Origin of the sequence: Pseudomonas sp. SWI36, assembly GCF_002948105.1 — a bacterium.
Taxonomy (GTDB): domain Bacteria; phylum Pseudomonadota; class Gammaproteobacteria; order Pseudomonadales; family Pseudomonadaceae; genus Aquipseudomonas; species Aquipseudomonas alloputida.
On record NZ_CP026675.1, the window covers coordinates 1540127 to 1554750 of the forward strand.

The 14624-nt window shown below is 62.0% G+C and carries 19 protein-coding genes and 1 riboswitch; of the genes, 8 read left to right on the top strand and 11 right to left on the bottom strand.

Annotation, left to right across the window (positions count from 1 at the left end; translation table 11 throughout):
• Positions 1-16 precede the first annotated feature (16 nt).
• Both C4Q27_RS07435 and C4Q27_RS07440 read left to right on the top strand, forming a co-directional pair.
• On the top strand, positions 17-1015 hold the full coding sequence (locus C4Q27_RS07435) for a class I SAM-dependent methyltransferase (RefSeq protein ID WP_064490773.1): 999 nt from the start codon (positions 17-19) through the stop codon (positions 1013-1015).
• Between the two features lie 40 nt (positions 1016-1055).
• Positions 1056-1195, top strand: a riboswitch (yybP-ykoY riboswitch).
• An 88-nt stretch (positions 1196-1283) separates the two neighbouring features.
• Positions 1284-1868 (top strand): TMEM165/GDT1 family protein, encoded by a 585-nt coding sequence (locus tag C4Q27_RS07440; RefSeq protein WP_003247342.1) that lies wholly within the window; start codon positions 1284-1286, stop codon positions 1866-1868.
• Between the two features lie 43 nt (positions 1869-1911).
• Here C4Q27_RS07440 and C4Q27_RS07445 read toward each other — a convergent pair whose 3' ends face one another.
• The 4 genes from C4Q27_RS07445 to C4Q27_RS07460 all read right to left on the bottom strand — a co-directional run bounded on the left by C4Q27_RS07445 (position 1912) and on the right by C4Q27_RS07460 (position 4039).
• Complete coding sequence (locus C4Q27_RS07445; RefSeq protein WP_020192885.1) at positions 1912-2730, bottom strand: M48 family metallopeptidase; 819 nt, start codon at positions 2728-2730, stop codon at positions 1912-1914.
• A gap of 227 nt (positions 2731-2957) precedes the next feature.
• Entirely contained in the window at positions 2958-3578 is a 621-nt protein-coding gene (locus C4Q27_RS07450) for an SOS response-associated peptidase (protein WP_064490774.1), read from the bottom strand.
• A gap of 15 nt (positions 3579-3593) precedes the next feature.
• A complete protein-coding gene (locus C4Q27_RS07455) occupies positions 3594-3854 on the bottom strand; it encodes a putative signal transducing protein (RefSeq protein WP_020192887.1) in 261 nt (86 codons plus the stop codon).
• Positions 3854-4039, bottom strand: a complete 186-nt coding sequence (locus C4Q27_RS07460) for a CPXCG motif-containing cysteine-rich protein (RefSeq protein WP_010951999.1) — start codon at positions 4037-4039, stop codon at positions 3854-3856. Before C4Q27_RS07460 ends, C4Q27_RS07455 begins: the two co-directional genes overlap by 1 nt.
• A 122-nt stretch (positions 4040-4161) precedes the next feature.
• Here C4Q27_RS07460 and C4Q27_RS07465 point away from each other — a divergent pair, with 122 nt between their 5' ends.
• Complete coding sequence (locus C4Q27_RS07465) at positions 4162-5331, top strand: 1-acyl-sn-glycerol-3-phosphate acyltransferase (RefSeq protein WP_014589682.1); 1170 nt, start codon at positions 4162-4164, stop codon at positions 5329-5331.
• Between the two features lie 35 nt (positions 5332-5366).
• Here the strand turns inward: C4Q27_RS07465 and C4Q27_RS07470 are convergent, their stop codons facing one another.
• Positions 5367-5627, bottom strand: a complete 261-nt coding sequence (locus C4Q27_RS07470) for a hypothetical protein (protein WP_020192888.1) — start codon at positions 5625-5627, stop codon at positions 5367-5369.
• A gap of 160 nt (positions 5628-5787) precedes the next feature.
• Here C4Q27_RS07470 and C4Q27_RS07475 point away from each other — a divergent pair, with 160 nt between their 5' ends.
• Positions 5788-5994 carry a hypothetical protein gene (locus C4Q27_RS07475; RefSeq protein ID WP_003247353.1) on the top strand — a complete coding sequence of 69 codons (207 nt, stop codon included), beginning with the start codon at positions 5788-5790 and terminating at the stop codon, positions 5992-5994.
• Positions 5995-6068: 74 nt separating this feature from the next.
• Here C4Q27_RS07475 and C4Q27_RS07480 read toward each other — a convergent pair whose 3' ends face one another.
• Positions 6069-6653 (bottom strand): YajG family lipoprotein, encoded by a 585-nt coding sequence (locus tag C4Q27_RS07480; protein WP_010951995.1) that lies wholly within the window; start codon positions 6651-6653, stop codon positions 6069-6071.
• Between the two features lie 145 nt (positions 6654-6798).
• Between C4Q27_RS07480 and C4Q27_RS07485 the strand changes: the two genes are divergently transcribed.
• Together C4Q27_RS07485 and mqo are read left to right on the top strand one after the other, a co-directional pair.
• Entirely contained in the window at positions 6799-7032 is a 234-nt protein-coding gene (locus C4Q27_RS07485; protein ID WP_014589680.1) for a hypothetical protein, read from the top strand.
• 601 nt (positions 7033-7633) lie between these two features.
• A complete protein-coding gene (gene mqo / locus C4Q27_RS07490; protein ID WP_010951993.1) occupies positions 7634-9142 on the top strand; it encodes a malate dehydrogenase (quinone) in 1509 nt (502 codons plus the stop codon).
• Positions 9143-9582: 440 nt separating this feature from the next.
• On the opposite strand, the gene C4Q27_RS07500 is transcribed toward mqo, so the two are convergent.
• The 4 genes from C4Q27_RS07500 to C4Q27_RS07515 form a co-directional block, all read right to left on the bottom strand.
• Positions 9583-9873, bottom strand: coding sequence for a PA4642 family protein (locus C4Q27_RS07500; protein ID WP_003247360.1), 291 nt, complete (start codon positions 9871-9873; stop codon positions 9583-9585).
• Between the two features lie 68 nt (positions 9874-9941).
• Positions 9942-10412: a hypothetical protein gene (locus tag C4Q27_RS07505; RefSeq protein WP_003247361.1), complete on the bottom strand. Its 471-nt coding sequence runs from the start codon at positions 10410-10412 to the stop codon at positions 9942-9944.
• A 51-nt stretch (positions 10413-10463) separates the two neighbouring features.
• On the bottom strand, positions 10464-10937 hold the full coding sequence (locus tag C4Q27_RS07510) for a WbuC family cupin fold metalloprotein (RefSeq protein WP_064490776.1): 474 nt from the start codon (positions 10935-10937) through the stop codon (positions 10464-10466).
• Positions 10938-10939: 2 nt separating this feature from the next.
• A complete protein-coding gene (locus C4Q27_RS07515) occupies positions 10940-11497 on the bottom strand; it encodes a hypoxanthine-guanine phosphoribosyltransferase (RefSeq protein WP_010951990.1) in 558 nt (185 codons plus the stop codon).
• A 162-nt stretch (positions 11498-11659) separates the two neighbouring features.
• On the opposite strand from C4Q27_RS07515, the gene upp reads away from it, so the two are divergent.
• Both upp and C4Q27_RS07525 read left to right on the top strand, forming a co-directional pair.
• Entirely contained in the window at positions 11660-12298 is a 639-nt protein-coding gene (gene upp / locus C4Q27_RS07520) for a uracil phosphoribosyltransferase (RefSeq protein WP_103470146.1), read from the top strand.
• 2 nt (positions 12299-12300) lie between these two features.
• Positions 12301-13566 carry a uracil-xanthine permease family protein gene (locus C4Q27_RS07525; RefSeq protein WP_003247369.1) on the top strand — a complete coding sequence of 422 codons (1266 nt, stop codon included), beginning with the start codon at positions 12301-12303 and terminating at the stop codon, positions 13564-13566.
• Positions 13567-13601: 35 nt separating this feature from the next.
• On the opposite strand, the gene hemH is transcribed toward C4Q27_RS07525, so the two are convergent.
• Positions 13602-14618 (bottom strand): ferrochelatase, encoded by a 1017-nt coding sequence (hemH, locus tag C4Q27_RS07530; protein ID WP_019437887.1) that lies wholly within the window; start codon positions 14616-14618, stop codon positions 13602-13604.
• Positions 14619-14624 lie beyond the last annotated feature (6 nt).

Consider the following 14624-nt stretch of genomic DNA (forward strand, 5'->3'; position numbering starts at 1 on the left):
CCAGGAGACGTCGTCCATGGACCCGCGCAGTGAAGTGTTGCTCCGTCAGGCAGAGCTGTTTCAGGGGCCGCTGCTGATTGCCGGCGCCCCCGCCGACGACCTGCTCGGCCAGTTGCCTAAGGCCCAGGCCTGGACCTGGCATGCCGGCGATCAGGCCATGCTCGAAAGCCGCTTCGCAGGCCGCAGCCATTACGGCGTCGAGGCCCCTGAAGCAGCATTCGACAGCGCCGTGCTGTTTCTGCCCAAATCCCGCGAGCTGGCCGCCTATCTGCTCAACGCCCTGGCATCGCGCCTGGCTGGCCGCGAGCTGTACCTGGTCGGCGAGAAGCGCGGTGGCATCGAGGGCGCGGCCAAGCAGCTGCAGGCCTTTGGCAAGCCACGCAAACTCGACAGCGCCCGGCACTGCCAGCTGTGGCAAGTGACCATCGACCAGGCACCGCAGGCAAAACCGCTGGAAAGCCTGGCCGAGCGCTTCGAGCTGGCCCTCGAAGACGGCCCGTTGCAGGTGGTCAGCCTGCCTGGGGTATTCAGCCATGGCCGACTCGACCGAGGTACGGCCCTGCTCCTGAAGCATCTTGACGGACTGCCCGGTGGCCACATGCTGGACTTTGGCTGCGGTGCCGGGGTACTGGGTGCCACGCTCAAACGCCGTTACCCACAAAGCCGGGTGACCTTGCTGGACGTGGATGCCTTCGCCGTGGCCGCCAGCCGCCTGACGCTGGCTGCCAACGGCCTGGAAGGCGAAGTGATCAGCGGCGATGGCATCGACGCCGCCCCTACCGAACTGAGCCTTATCCTGAGCAACCCGCCATTCCACACCGGCGTTCATACCAACTATCAGGCTTCGGAAAACTTGCTGAAAAAATCGGCCGTTCATCTGCGAAAAGGTGGCGAAATGCGCTTGGTCGCCAACAGTTTCCTGCGCTACCAGCCACTGATCGAAGGGGCATTGGGCAACTGCCAGGTACGTGACGAGGCCGACGGTTTCCGCATCTACCAGGCAACTCGCGGATAAAAAACAGCGCTTGCCGAAAGCGTTTTGCCTAGGCAGAATCCGCACCGTCCTAGGGGAGTAGTCTCCCGCGAGCACCCAGCTCGCCCGGTACGCGTCAACATACTTGGTCCACAGACCATGGCGCGTGCGACCCACCATGCACGCCTGCATGGCGAGATCCGCATAGACGGATCGAGGGTTTGACAAGACCTATGACACGCACACCTTACCCGGGGCGGGGAGGCTGTACGTGTCATAGCCGTGTCGACCCGCCCCCGTAGGAATCCTGATGCTGGAATCACTGTTGGTCCCCACCGCTATCGTTGCCTTGGCCGAGATCGGCGACAAGACGCAACTGCTCGCACTCATTCTCGCTGCCCGCTTCCGCAAACCCTGGCCGATCATCGCCGGCATCATCGCCGCCACCTTGGCCAACCATGCCGCAGCCGGTGCCGTGGGGGCGTGGGTCGGCAGCTTCTTCAGCGATTCGGCCCTGCACTGGATCCTGGCTGCGAGCTTTACCGCCACCGCACTGTGGACGCTGGTACCGGACAAGATGGATGACGACGAGAACCCGGCTCGCCGTTTCGGGCCGTTCCTGACGACACTGATTGCGTTCTTCCTGGCCGAAATCGGTGACAAGACCCAGGTCGCCACCGTGATGCTGGCGGCGCAGTATCCGCACCTGATCATGGTCATTATCGGCACTACCCTGGGTATGCTGATTGCCAACGTGCCGGTGGTACTGGCGGGTAACTTCGCGGCTGACAAACTGCCGTTGACGCTGATTCGCCGCCTGGCGGCAACGGCGTTCTTCGTGCTGGCGATCGTGGCCGTCTATTCGGCAATGAAGGCCAGTGGCTGGATTGGGTAAAGGGCACATCAGGGGCTGCCATGCAGCCCCTGGATTCAGGCATTTACGGCTTGGCTGCAGCCTGATACAGCGGCATCACCTTCGGAATCGCCGCCTGCAGCGAAGCAATGCGGCTCGCGGACGCCGGGTGAGTACTCATGAACTCAGGCGGTGCACCTTCGGAAGCCTTGCTCATCTTGTTCCACAGGGTGATCGCGGCATTCGGGTCGTAGCCGGCACGGGCCGACAGCTCCAGGCCAATCAGGTCGGCCTCGTTTTCGTTGGCCCGGCTGTTGGGCAAGGTCATGGCGTAGTTCACCACCGTGTCGGCCATGGCCATGCTGCTCTGGCCGAGGCCAAAGATGGCACCGGCGCCCTGGCGAGCCATTTCCACACCGTATGCCTTGGACATGGCCTCGCGGCTATGCTCGCGCAAGGCGTGGGCAATCTCGTGCCCCACCACTGCGGCAATTTCCGCATCGGTGAGTTTGAGCTGATCGATCAGCCCGGTGTAGACGATGATCTTGCCGCCCGGGCCGCAGTTGGCGTTCAGTTCGTCACTCTTGATCACGTTGACTTCCCAGTCCCACTGCGCGGCATCCGGGCGGAATTTAGGCGCCTGGGCGATCAGGCGGCTGGCAATTGCCTGCACACGCTTGGCATCGGCGCTGGACTTGTCGAGCACACCCTTGCTCGATGCTTCACCCAGGGTCTGCTGATACGACTGCGCGTACATCTGGTTGACCTCATCGGTCGAGAGCATGCTGAACATGTACTGCTGGCGCTCGACACCAACAGCACCGCCGCTGGTGGTATTCACCGCCTGGCAGCCGGCCAACAGAATGCCAGCGCTCAGCAGGCTGACGACAAAAGACTTACGCATGAAAACACTCCCTATCCACATGCGCCGTATCCTAGGCCGAGTCGCCAGTGGCTGCCATAGCCGCAGGGAAGATTTTCGTCGCCTGATCCGGCCTCTTCGCGGGCAAGCCCGCTCCTACAGGGGTAACACGACCGTGGGTATGAGCAGGCTTGCCCGCTCCTATAGCAGGGGTAACACGATCATTGTAGGAGCGGGCTTGCCCGCGAAAGGGCCGACACAGCCCCCCATCAAGCAGGGGTAAGACACTCCGGCGCATCCAGCTTCGGGTCATTGACGAAATTGGCCAAGGCCCGCTCACGCAGCGTCGCCGGTGGGCTGGCCAGCAGCTCGTGCAAGCGGGTAATCGGCGTGTCCGGGTCAAGCCAGGCCGCCTGCCCCGCTTCGTCGAGGATGAGCGGCCGACGCTGATTCATGGCCGCCTGGGTCACCACCGCGCAACTCAGCCATACCTGGTCCTGCACCGGATAGGCCTCCCATACCGCCGCAAAGTACAGCGACGCGCCCTCCCCCGGGGTCAACCAGTACGGGCGTTTGCGCACGCTGCCACGCCATTCGTAAAAGCCGTTGGCCGGCATCAGGCAGCGACGCTGACGAAATGCATCGCGAAACATCGGTTGTTCGGCCAGCGTTTCGGCGCGGGCATGGGCAGGGGTGCGGGACAGGTCGGTGAGCCAGGCCGGGGTCAACCCCCAGCGCGCCTTGGCCAGTTGCTGCTGGCCGTCAAGCTGACGCTGGATCAGCACCGACGCCCCAGGCGATATATTCCATTGGGCCGGCTGGCCGACGGGAAAGCCCGGCAGACTGGCAAGGGCCTGGGGCCAGCGAAACAGGGCATAACGTCCACACATGGGCGAATTCAGAACCTAGCAGATCAAGGTACCGGGGACATTCTCCGGTTCGTCGCCAACCAGTGGCTGGGCATCATTGTACGCATCGATCAGCTGCCGTGCGCATTCGGCCTGCTCATCAGCCACGACGAGCCCCAGCAGGCCCTGCAAGGGCAGCTCGCCAGCGGCACCGACCAGGTCACGGCCGACCACGTGTACATCGATCCCCTCGCTGGCAAGCATGCCTGCCAGCATTTGCGCCTCGAGCAGGCTTTCCGGTTCGTAGATACGCTGCATCAGGTGTCGTCCTCGCGGCGGACTTCAAGCATCCATTCGTCACCATGCACCTGCAGAATGCACACCACAGGCTGGCAGCACACCTGGCAATCCTCGGTATAAACCTGGTCGCCCGCAGACAGATCGACGGTAGTTTCCACACGTTCGCCACAATAAGGGCAATCATAGAAGTCGGTTTCCAGCATCGCGGCCTCCGCAGTGACTTATGCGTATAATTGCCGGTCTGTTTACAGGGTCTGTGTGCGTCCGAGCCGTTTTTCGGAGCCCGTCCCTACCTTATTACCCTAGCCGTTTCCAACAAGAGAGCATGATGGGCGAATTCGATGCCATCCGACCGTACGACGACGCTGAGGTCCCTGCCGTTCTGGCACGCCTGCTCAGCGACCCGGCATTCCTCGATATCCTCACCCACTTCCGCTTTCCACGGGCGGCCGGCGCTCTCGGCTGGTTGCTCAAGCCCTTGATCGCACGCCGCCTGCGCAAGGAATTCGCCGGTGTTACCTGTGTCTCGACCTTGCAGGACAAAGTCGAGTACTACGTCGACCAGACCATCGATCGCGCCACCGACGGCGTCACCTACTCGGGAGTGGAACAGCTCAAGGCCGGCACCGCCTACCTGTTCCTGGCCAACCACCGTGACATCGTCATGGACCCGGCCTTCGTCAACTATGCGGTGTACCACGCCGGCCTGCCCACGCCGCGCATCGCCATTGGCGACAATTTGCTGCAAAAGCCCTTTGTCAGCGACATGATGCGCCTGAACAAGAGCTTCATCGTGCACCGTTCGATCAGCGGGCGGCGCGAAAAACTGGCTGCTTACCAACTGCTGTCGGCTTACATCAACCACTCGATCCGCAACGATGCCACCTCGATCTGGATCGCCCAGGCCGAAGGTCGGGCCAAGGACGGTGACGACCGTACCGACTCGGCGATCCTCAAGATGTTCCACATGAGCCGCAAGGATGAACCGTTCGGTGCAGTGATCCAGAGCCTGAACCTGACCCCGGTGTCGATCAGCTACGAATACGACCCGTGCGACCAGGCCAAGGCCCGCGAGCTGTACATCCGCGCCACAACCGGCACCTACAAGAAGGCGCCGGGCGAAGATGACAACAGCATTGCCAAAGGCATTACCGGCTACAAGGGCCGAGTCCACATCAACTTCGCGCCGCCGGTAACCGAGTACCACGAAGACACAAAACAGCTGGCGGCAGAGATTGACCGGCAGATTCTGGGGGGCTACCGACTGTTCCCGGTGCATTACCTGGCGTATGCGATGTGGGAAGGCAAGGACGAAGCCCTGCAAGTGCCAAGCGCCGAGAAGGTGTTCCCGGCGGATGAGCTGGCCAAGGCCAAGGAAGAATGGCAACGGCGCCTGGATGCCTGCCCGCAAGAGCAGCGGCCGTACCTGGTGTTGCAGTATGCGACGCCGGTGCGCAACCAGTATCAGGTCAGGCAGCAGGCACCTGTAGCCTGATCAGGTTTGGGGCTGCGTTGCAGCCCCGATGGTGCTCAGATCCAGGTGCTGAACCAGGACAGCAGCAGCGCCATCGCCAGGCACGAAAAGCCCAGAATGTAGAAGTATTTCGGCACCCGAAGGTCGAAAGCGTCCACTACCCCGTCGTCTACTGCCATGTACTCGCGGGTTTCGGCCTCGCGCCGCCGCGCACTGTGCAGCAGCAAACCGCCCGGGCAGGTCAGCAACAGCGCCAGCAGGTTGATCAGCTTGGTGGGATGGGCGGCCAGAAACCCCCAGAGCACTTGCAAGGACATCACGCAACCTCGGTGTGAGCAGTGGCAAAGGCCAGCATTCTACCCAAGTCGCACCGTGGCGCCCGGCCTTGGCGACAAACTGTCATTAAATTTCATCTGTCATCCGCTCGTCATCCATACAGGCGACCCTGTCGACCTTTTGATGACCCGGAGCTTTTTCATGTTGCACGCCGAAAACCAGGACCGCCTCTACCTCGTTGCCCAGAGCGATGAACAACAGGCGCTGATCGATGGTTTTGCCATCAATGTGCAGGACCGCCAGTGGCTGGTCTACTGTGCGCTTGGTGGACATGTGCATGAGGACTTGCCCGAAGTGGATGCCGGCACTGGGTTCAGCTTGCTGGATTTCCACATAGAAGCGGCGTAGATCTGTGCCGGCCAGACAACAAAAAACCCGCTGCCTGTCACTCAGGCAGCGGGTTTTCTTGCACCACCTGAAGCTTACTGACCCAGCACCTGCCCGATGCTCGGGTCCTTGAACAGTCGGGTCAGGGCATCGCTCAGCACATCACCCACCAGCTGGGTGTTGGTGTCCTGGTTCGGCGCCATGCCGAAACGCTGGTCCAGCGAAGCGCCATAACGGCCGCTGTAACGGCGGCCGCCATTGGTCACATCAGCGCGGAAGGTGGCGCCGATGGTGGCCTCGGTCACGTAAAGGTTGTCTTTCGGCGACTGATACTTCAGCTCGGCCAGGGTCACGGTCAGCTGCGGTGCATTGCCGGCGTTCGGGGTCGGGGTGAAGCCGAGCAGGCGCACAGCCGCTTCAGCCTGAGCCTGCAGCTTGGGCACCACGTCATTACCGCTGACGCTGATGGTGCTGGTCTCGGGGTACATGCCACCGCGGGTACCCAGGGACTGCGAAGGCCGGCCATCAACTACCCGGACCACCACCGGCTGGCCATGACCGACCGGGGCCAGCTGGGCCTTGAGCGTGGGTTGCGGGTTGAGTTGTTGCGGGCTGTGGGCACAACCGACCAGGCTAAGGCTGGCCACGGCGATCAAACCGAACAACAGACGTTGCAACATGCGCGTTTCTCCAGAAAATGCGGCAAAGGCCCACAGTATACCTAGCCAAGCACAGACCAGTCATCGGCCCGGCCCGCTTGTCACAATCGTTTCATCGCCACACCCTTATCCTTGCGCCAAGCCCTAACGCAAAGGACTCGCCGCCATGACCTCGCTCTGGACTCAGCTCTTCCAACGGCCGCGCTACAACGCTTATGCCCGCCTTGACGCTGATGGCAAATGCCTGGCGTTCAAGCAATGCAGCCAGGCACCAAGCGGCATCGACTGGGTGCAGATCAGCGAAATTCAGCTGGCCTGGCTGGGCCGCGAGCTGCCCATCGAAGCCCGGGTTTGCGCCCGCGCAAACCGCCGTTGGCACCAGCGCCTCCTCGCTGCCTGACAAACGCTGCAATAAAAACCACGAATGGCGACATTTCTGCCCGCGACATCGCTATAATCTCCCCCCGATTATAAGGACGTCTCCTGATCGGGCCCCGCACTCGCCGATTGACCCCGGCAACTTCACCGCTTCGCCCACAGAGAGCCTTCCACTCAGGTCTTGCATCGGCTGTCGTGCCTGCTTTTTCCGGCCCTTCACACTGCATGAACCTGCGGGTTGCCATCGCGCAGTCCCCTTTTGAGGTTCACGTCTCCAAAAGAGCGTGAAAAAACGGTTTTCACAACTTCACAAGAGTGTGGCGAGCAAATGAACAGTCTGGCATGTGCAAAAGCGGCAGATGTGTCCCGAACAGCCCTGAACAGGCGGCAGATGCGCTCATCCCGTATGAGTGTCTGAACCGTTCCATAACGCACGCACGACACCTTGACCATAAGTCGAATTGCCGCACCTGTGGCAAACGGCGTTCAATACACGAACCCGAAGACTGATTGGCGGTGTCCGCGGAAGTTGCAAGAACTGCGAAAAGTCGGACATGGCGACCCTGGCAAACCCAGGTCCTATGCTGTCAATTAGGTAGCTGTAGATTGTGGAGACGCGTTAAATGGCGCAGAACGAATCGGTTGATGTGGTACTGGTAGGCGCGGGCATCATGAGTGCCACCCTGGCCGTACTGCTCAAGGAGCTTGACCCGACCCTGAAGCTTGAGGTCGTCGAGGCGATGGACTCCGGGGCCGCGGAAAGCTCCAACCCCTGGAACAACGCAGGCACCGGCCACGCCGGCCTGTGCGAGCTGAACTACACGCCGCAGGCCGCCGATGGCAGCATCGACATCAAGAAGGCCGTGCACATCAACACCCAGTTCGAGGTTTCGCGCCAGTTCTGGGCCTACCTGACCAAGAAGGGCAACTTCGGCTCGGCGCGTGCCTTCATCAACCCTGTCCCGCACCTGAGTTACGTCGAGGGTGACAAGGGTGTTTCCTTCCTCAAGAAGCGCTTCGAGCTGCTCAAGCAGCACCACGCCTTCGCCGAGATGGAATACACCGAAGACAAGGCCGTGATGAACGACTGGATGCCGCTGATGATGCCTGGCCGCCCGGCCGACCAGCACATCGCCGCTACCCGCGTGGCCAAAGGCACCGACGTCAACTTCGGCGCACTGACCAACAAGCTGCTCAAGCTGCTGGGCGACTCGCCGGACGCGCAGGTCAAGTACAGCAAGAAGGTTGTCGGCCTGCGCCGTAACGGCAGCGGCTGGACCGTGAGCATCAAGGACGTCAACAGCGGCGGCAGCCGTGAAGTCGACGCCCGCTTCGTCTTCCTCGGCGCCGGCGGCGCGGCCCTGCCGCTGCTGCAGTTGTCCGGCATCCCGGAAAGCAAAGGTTTCGGCGGCTTCCCTGTGAGCGGCCAGTGGCTGCGTTGCGACAACCCGGAAATCGTCAAGCAGCACCAGGCCAAGGTCTACAGCCAGGCCGCTGTCGGCGCCCCGCCGATGTCGGTGCCGCACCTGGACACCCGCGTCGTGGACGGCAAGACTTCGCTGCTGTTCGGCCCGTATGCCGGTTTCACTACCAAGTTCCTCAAGCACGGCTCGCTGATGGACCTGCCGCTGTCGGTGCGCATGGGCAACATCGGCCCGATGCTGGCCGTGGCCCGCGACAACATGGACCTGACCAAGTACCTGGTCAGCGAGGTGATGCAGTCGATGGAGCAGCGTCTGGAAGCCCTGCGTCGTTTCTATCCGCAGGCCAAGGCCGAGGACTGGCGCCTGGAAGTGGCGGGTCAGCGCGTGCAGATCATCAAGAAAGACCCGAAAAAAGGCGGCGTGCTGCAGTTCGGTACCGAGCTGGTCTCGGCCCAGGACGGCAGCCTGGCAGCACTGCTCGGCGCATCGCCAGGTGCCTCGGTAACCGTATCGATCATGCTGGAACTGATCGAGCGCTGCTTCCCCGAGCAGGCCAAGGGCGCCTGGGCTGCCAAGCTCAAGGAAATCTTCCCGGCTCGCGAGAAGACCCTGGCAACCGATGCTGCGCTGTACCACAAGATCAGTGCCGATAACGACGCGGCGCTGGATCTGGCAGAGAGCAGCCCGGCGGCCAAGCATTACGCTTAAGCCGGTCTGAAACGCAAAAACGCCCCTCGGGGCGTTTTTTGTGCCTGGCGCTTGATCAGCCTGTACCGGCCTCTTCGCGGGCATGCCCGCTCCCACAGGTTCGGTAATGCCCGCAGGTGCGACGCGACTCCTGTGGAAGCGGGCGCGCCCGCGAAGAGGCCGGCACTGGCTACAGATCAGCCGCGGGCTTTATCGATGATCTCGATGTACTCAGGGGCATTGCGCTGGTCGGCAATCTGCTCGACGAAGGTCTATTACGCCTAAGCCGGCCTGAAACGCAAAAACGCCCCTCGGGGCGTTTTTTTTGCCTGGCGCTTGATCAGCCTGTACCGGCCTCTTCGCGGGCATGCCCGCTCCCACAGGTTCGGTAATGCCCGCAGGTGCGACGCGACTCCTGTGGGAGCGGGCGCGCCCGCGAAGAGGCCGGCACTGGCTACAGATCAGCCGCGGGCTTTATCGATGATCTCGATGTACTCAGGGGCATTGCGCTGGTCGGCAATCTGCTCGACGAAGGTCTTGCCGTGCTCGTCCTTGCCGTCCAGGTCCAGGCCAGCTTCGACGAAGAAGCCTACAAAGCGCTCGAAGTCGTCCACGCGCAGGCCACGGTAGGCCTTGACCAGCTTGTGCAGCGACGGCGAAGTCACACCATCGGCCGGCTCGAACTGAAGGAACGACTTGATGTAGTCGTCGCTGATTTCGTCACCGATTACCTGTTTCTTGTCTTTACGCATTGCCGACTCCAACTGGACCATCACGGAATTTCGAAGGCCGGCAGTTTACCCCCCGCAGGCTTCGCGCCTCAACGCGTACGTACCGTCCCGGTGTGCAAGTCGGCCCAGATGTGGCCGTTGCCATAAGTCAGAAACTGCACGTACAGGGTTTCGTTACGCAGCAGGTCCATGACCACCCGGTAGTTGCTGACCGGGTAATTCAGGCTCAAGGTGCGGGTTTTAGCGTCATACACAGGCTTTTTCAGGCTTTTGGCCGCTTCACCATCGAACGTCAGCAGCACCTGGGCAATGGTCGCGCCCTTGCTCAGCGGCTTGCCCTTCAGGCGCACCTGCAACGACGATGTGATCGGGATCGGCTGCTGATCGGACTGGCGCTGGGCCCCTACGACCACCGAATAGTCAGTCACTTGCAGCAATTGCTGGCTGGTCGGTGCTTCCTGGCGCAGGGACTGGTCATCAGGAGGCAGGAACTGACTGTGCAGCGGTGCGGCAGCGAGCGGCAGGCTGACCGCCAGCAGGAGGGGAAGAATCGCACGCATGTGAGGCTCCTTGTATGAAGGAGCACTCTAGCATGCCGGGTGCAGCCGATATCAATCGAACTGCGCGCGCATCCAGGCCTGGTAATCGGCCACACCGGCCTCACCCTCGCGCGGTGCCCAATGTGCGTGCTCGCCCTCGCCCACTGGGCGGTATGGCCCAGCCTTGCACTCGAACAGGATGCTGTCAGGCTCCAGCACCACCAAGCCATGGTAGGTACCAGGCGCCAGATCCACACCCAGACATTCACCACCGGCCTGCAGCACCCGCTTGTCAGTCACCGCGCCTTGTTCATCGAAGATCAACAGGCCAAAACGCCCCTTGAGCGCTATCAAGGTTTCAGCCTTGTCGGCGCTCAAATGGCGATGCGGCGGAATGTAGGTGCTTGGTTGCAGCCCGACGGCCATGCGGTGGCAGGGCTCTTCCATAGCGTGAAAGTTATGGTGCTGCCGCCCGCGCGGGTTGGCAGCGGCCTTTTCGGCCAGCCCGGCGAACAGCGATTGGTCGATGAACGCAGGCTGGCGCACGGTTACAGCCCCTTTACGGCGAAGATGCCGTTAGCGTTGCGCCAGTAACCTTTGTAGTCCATGCCGTAACCGAAGATATAGCGATCGACACAAGGCAGGCCCACATAGTTGGCCTTGAGGTCAGGGCTTGCCTTGCGGTCGTGGTCCTTGTCGATCAGCACAGCGGTGTACACCGAGCGGGCGCCGGCATGCTTGCAAAACTCGATGATGGCGCTGAGGGTGTGGCCTTCGTCGAGGATATCGTCAACGATCAACACGTCACGGTCGATGAACGACACTTCCGGCTTGGCCTTCCAGAAAAGCTCGCCGCCGCTGGTCTGGTTGCGGTAGCGGGTAGCGTGCAGGTACGAGGCTTCCAGCGGGAACTGCAGGTGGGTCAGCAGTTTGCCGGAGAAGATCAGGCCACCGTTCATCACGCAGAACACAACCGGGTTCTTGTCGTGCAGGTCCTTGCAGATCTGCTCGCCGACTTTGGCGATGGCCGCTTCGACTTCGGCTTCGGTGTACAGGCAGTCAGCTTCATGCATGACTTGACGGATATGCTCGAGATCGGCGGACATGGCGCGCTCCGGGGGGCATTTTGGAAAAGCGGGCAAAGGTACGCATCCGCTCGTCACAGATCAAGCATTTATGGACTAACGTCCAGAATGACCAGACGACAGCACAGGCTGAATAGATTAATCTAGCGCGGTTTTTTTGCCCGCCTTTCGGAGCCCTCCCCTATGCCCACTCGTGAGATCCGCCATCCGCTGATCCGCCACAAGCTTGGCCTGATGCGCCGTGCCGATATCAGCACCAAGAATTTTCGCGAACTCGCCCAGGAAGTCGGCGCGCTCCTGACGTATGAAGCCACCCAGGACCTGCCCCTCGAAACCTACGAGATCGACGGCTGGTGTGGCAAGGTCTCGGTTGAAAAAATCGCCGGCAAGAAGATCACCGTAGTACCGATCCTGCGCGCCGGCATCGGCATGCTCGACGGCGTGCTCAGCCTGATCCCGGGTGCCAAGGTCAGCGCCGTCGGCGTTGCCCGAAACGAAGAAACCCTCGAAGCCCACACCTATCTGGAAAAGCTCGCGCCGGACATCAACCAGCGCCTGGCCCTGATCATCGACCCGATGCTGGCCACCGGCGGCTCGATGGTTGCCACCATCGACCTGCTGAAAAAGGCCGGCTGCAAAGAGATTCGCGCCATGGTGCTGGTCGCCGCGCCAGAAGGCATCGAGGTGGTGGAAAAAGCCCACCCGGACGTGAAGATCTACACCGCCTCGATCGACCAGCACCTGAACGAGCACGGCTACATCGTGCCAGGCCTGGGTGATGCCGGTGACAAGATCTTCGGCACCAAGCAAAAGGACGCCTGACCATGCAGGACGGCTTCAACGACCCGCTCTGGCGCCAGGTCGTTTCGGGCGCGCAGATGCTCTTCGTGGCATTCGGCGCGCTGGTGCTGATGCCCCTGATCACCGGCCTCGACCCGAACGTCGCGCTGTTCACCGCCGGCATCGGCACACTGCTATTCCAGCTGGTCACCGGTCGTCAGGTACCGGTTTTCCTGGCCTCGAGCTTTGCCTTCATCACGCCGATCATCCTCGCCAAAGGCCAGTTCGGACTTGCCGAGACCATGGGTGGCGTAATGGCTGCCGGCTTCGTGTACACCTTCATGGGGCTGATGGTAAAAATCAAAGGCACCGGTTTCATCGACCGCATGCTGCCGCCGGTGGTGATCGGCCCGGTGATCATCTCCATCGGCCTGGCCATGGCACCGATCGCCGCCAACATGGCGATGGGCAAAGGTGGGGACGGTACGGCACTGATGCCGTACAAGACGGCCATGCTGATCTCGATGCCAGCGCTGCTGACAACCTTGATCGTTGCCGTATTCGGCAAGGGCATTTTCCGCCTGGTACCCATCATCTCCGGCGTGCTGGTGGGCTTTGCCCTGTCGTTCGCCTTTGGCGTGGTCGACACCGCCAGGATCGCTGCCGCACCGTGGCTGGAAATTCCCAATTTCACCGCCCCTGCGTTCAACTGGCAGGCCATTCTGTTCATCGTCCCGGTTGCGCTGGCGCCGGCGATCGAGCATATCGGCGGGGTGATCGCAGTGGGCAGCGTGACCGGCCGTGACTACCTGAAAAAGCCTGGCCTGCACCGGACGTTGCTGGGCGACGGCCTGGCGACTACTGCAGCCGGCCTGTTCGGCGGCCCGCCCAACACCACCTACGCCGAAGTGACCGGCGCGGTGATGCTGACCAAGAACTACAACCCGAAGATCATGACCTGGGCGGCGGTCTTCGCCATTACCCTGGCATTCATCGGCAAGTTCGGCGCGCTGCTGCAGAGCATCCCGGTGCCGGTGATGGGCGGCATCTTGTGCCTGCTGTTCGGCTCGATCGCAGCGGTGGGCATGAACACCATGATTCGCCACAAGATTGACCTGGGCGAGGCACGCAACCTGGTGATCGTCTCGGTGACACTGGTGTTCGGTATCGGCGGCGTGCTGATCGGCAGCGGTGACGGCCCGGATGACTGGGGCCTGAAGGGCATTGCCCTGTGCGCCATTGTGGCTATCGCCCTGAACCTGATTCTGCCGGGTAATGACAGCTGGAAGCACAAGAAGCTGGATGTATGACCGGTCGGAAGGGGCCGCAAGGCGGCCCCTTCGATTCAGGCCTTTTCACACATATCAGCCAACACCCTCACCCACTCCGGGTGATCATTCAGGCACGGCACCAGCACCAGCTCCTGGCCGCCCGCCTCGACAAACTGCTCGCTGCCACGCATGCCTATCTCTTCCAGGGTCTCGATGCAATCCGCCACAAACGCCGGGCACATCACCAGCAGCTTCTTCACACCGGCCTTGGCCAGCTCATCCAGCCGCGTCTCGGTGTAGGGTTCGATCCACTTGTCCCGGCCCAGCCGCGACTGGAACGACACCGACCATTTGCCATCCGGTATGCCCATGCTCTGCGCAAAGGCTTTGGCCGTAGCCAGGCATTGCCCGCGATAGCAAACCGAACGTACTTCGGCGGTTGCACCGTGGCAGCAATCGGCAGCGCGCAGGTCGTGCTTGACCCCCTTCGGAAACAGTTTCTTCAGGTGCCGTTCCGGCAACCCATGGAAGCTCAGCAGCAGGTGGTCGTAACCCTGCTCCAGGTACGGCCGAGCGCTGGCTGCCAGCGCCTCGATGTACGCCGGGTGCTCGTAGAACGGCTGCAGCACGCGCATCTGCAACGGTAACTGGCGCTCACTGACCGTCTGTTTTGCCTGCTCGATCACAGTGGTCACCGTGCTGTCGGCGAACTGTGGATAAAGCGGTGCCAAAGTCACCTTGCGCACACCTTGGGCGGCCAGCCGCGCCAACACATCAGGCAAGGCCGGCTGGCCGTAGCGCATGGCGATTTCCACCGGGCCATGGGGCCAGTGCTCGGCCATCGCGGCCTGCAGGCGACGGGTCAGCACAACCAGAGGCGAGCCCTCCTCCCACCAGATCGAAGCGTAGGCATGTGCCGACTGCTCCGGGCGCTTGATCAGGACCAGCGACACCAGCAAGCGCCGCACCGGCCACGGCAGGTCGATCACGTACGGGTCCATGAGGAACTGGTTGAGGTAGCGGCGCACATCGGCCACCGAGGTGGAGGCCGGGGAACCCAGGTTGACCAGCAGCAGGGCGTGATCGGTCATGCAGCG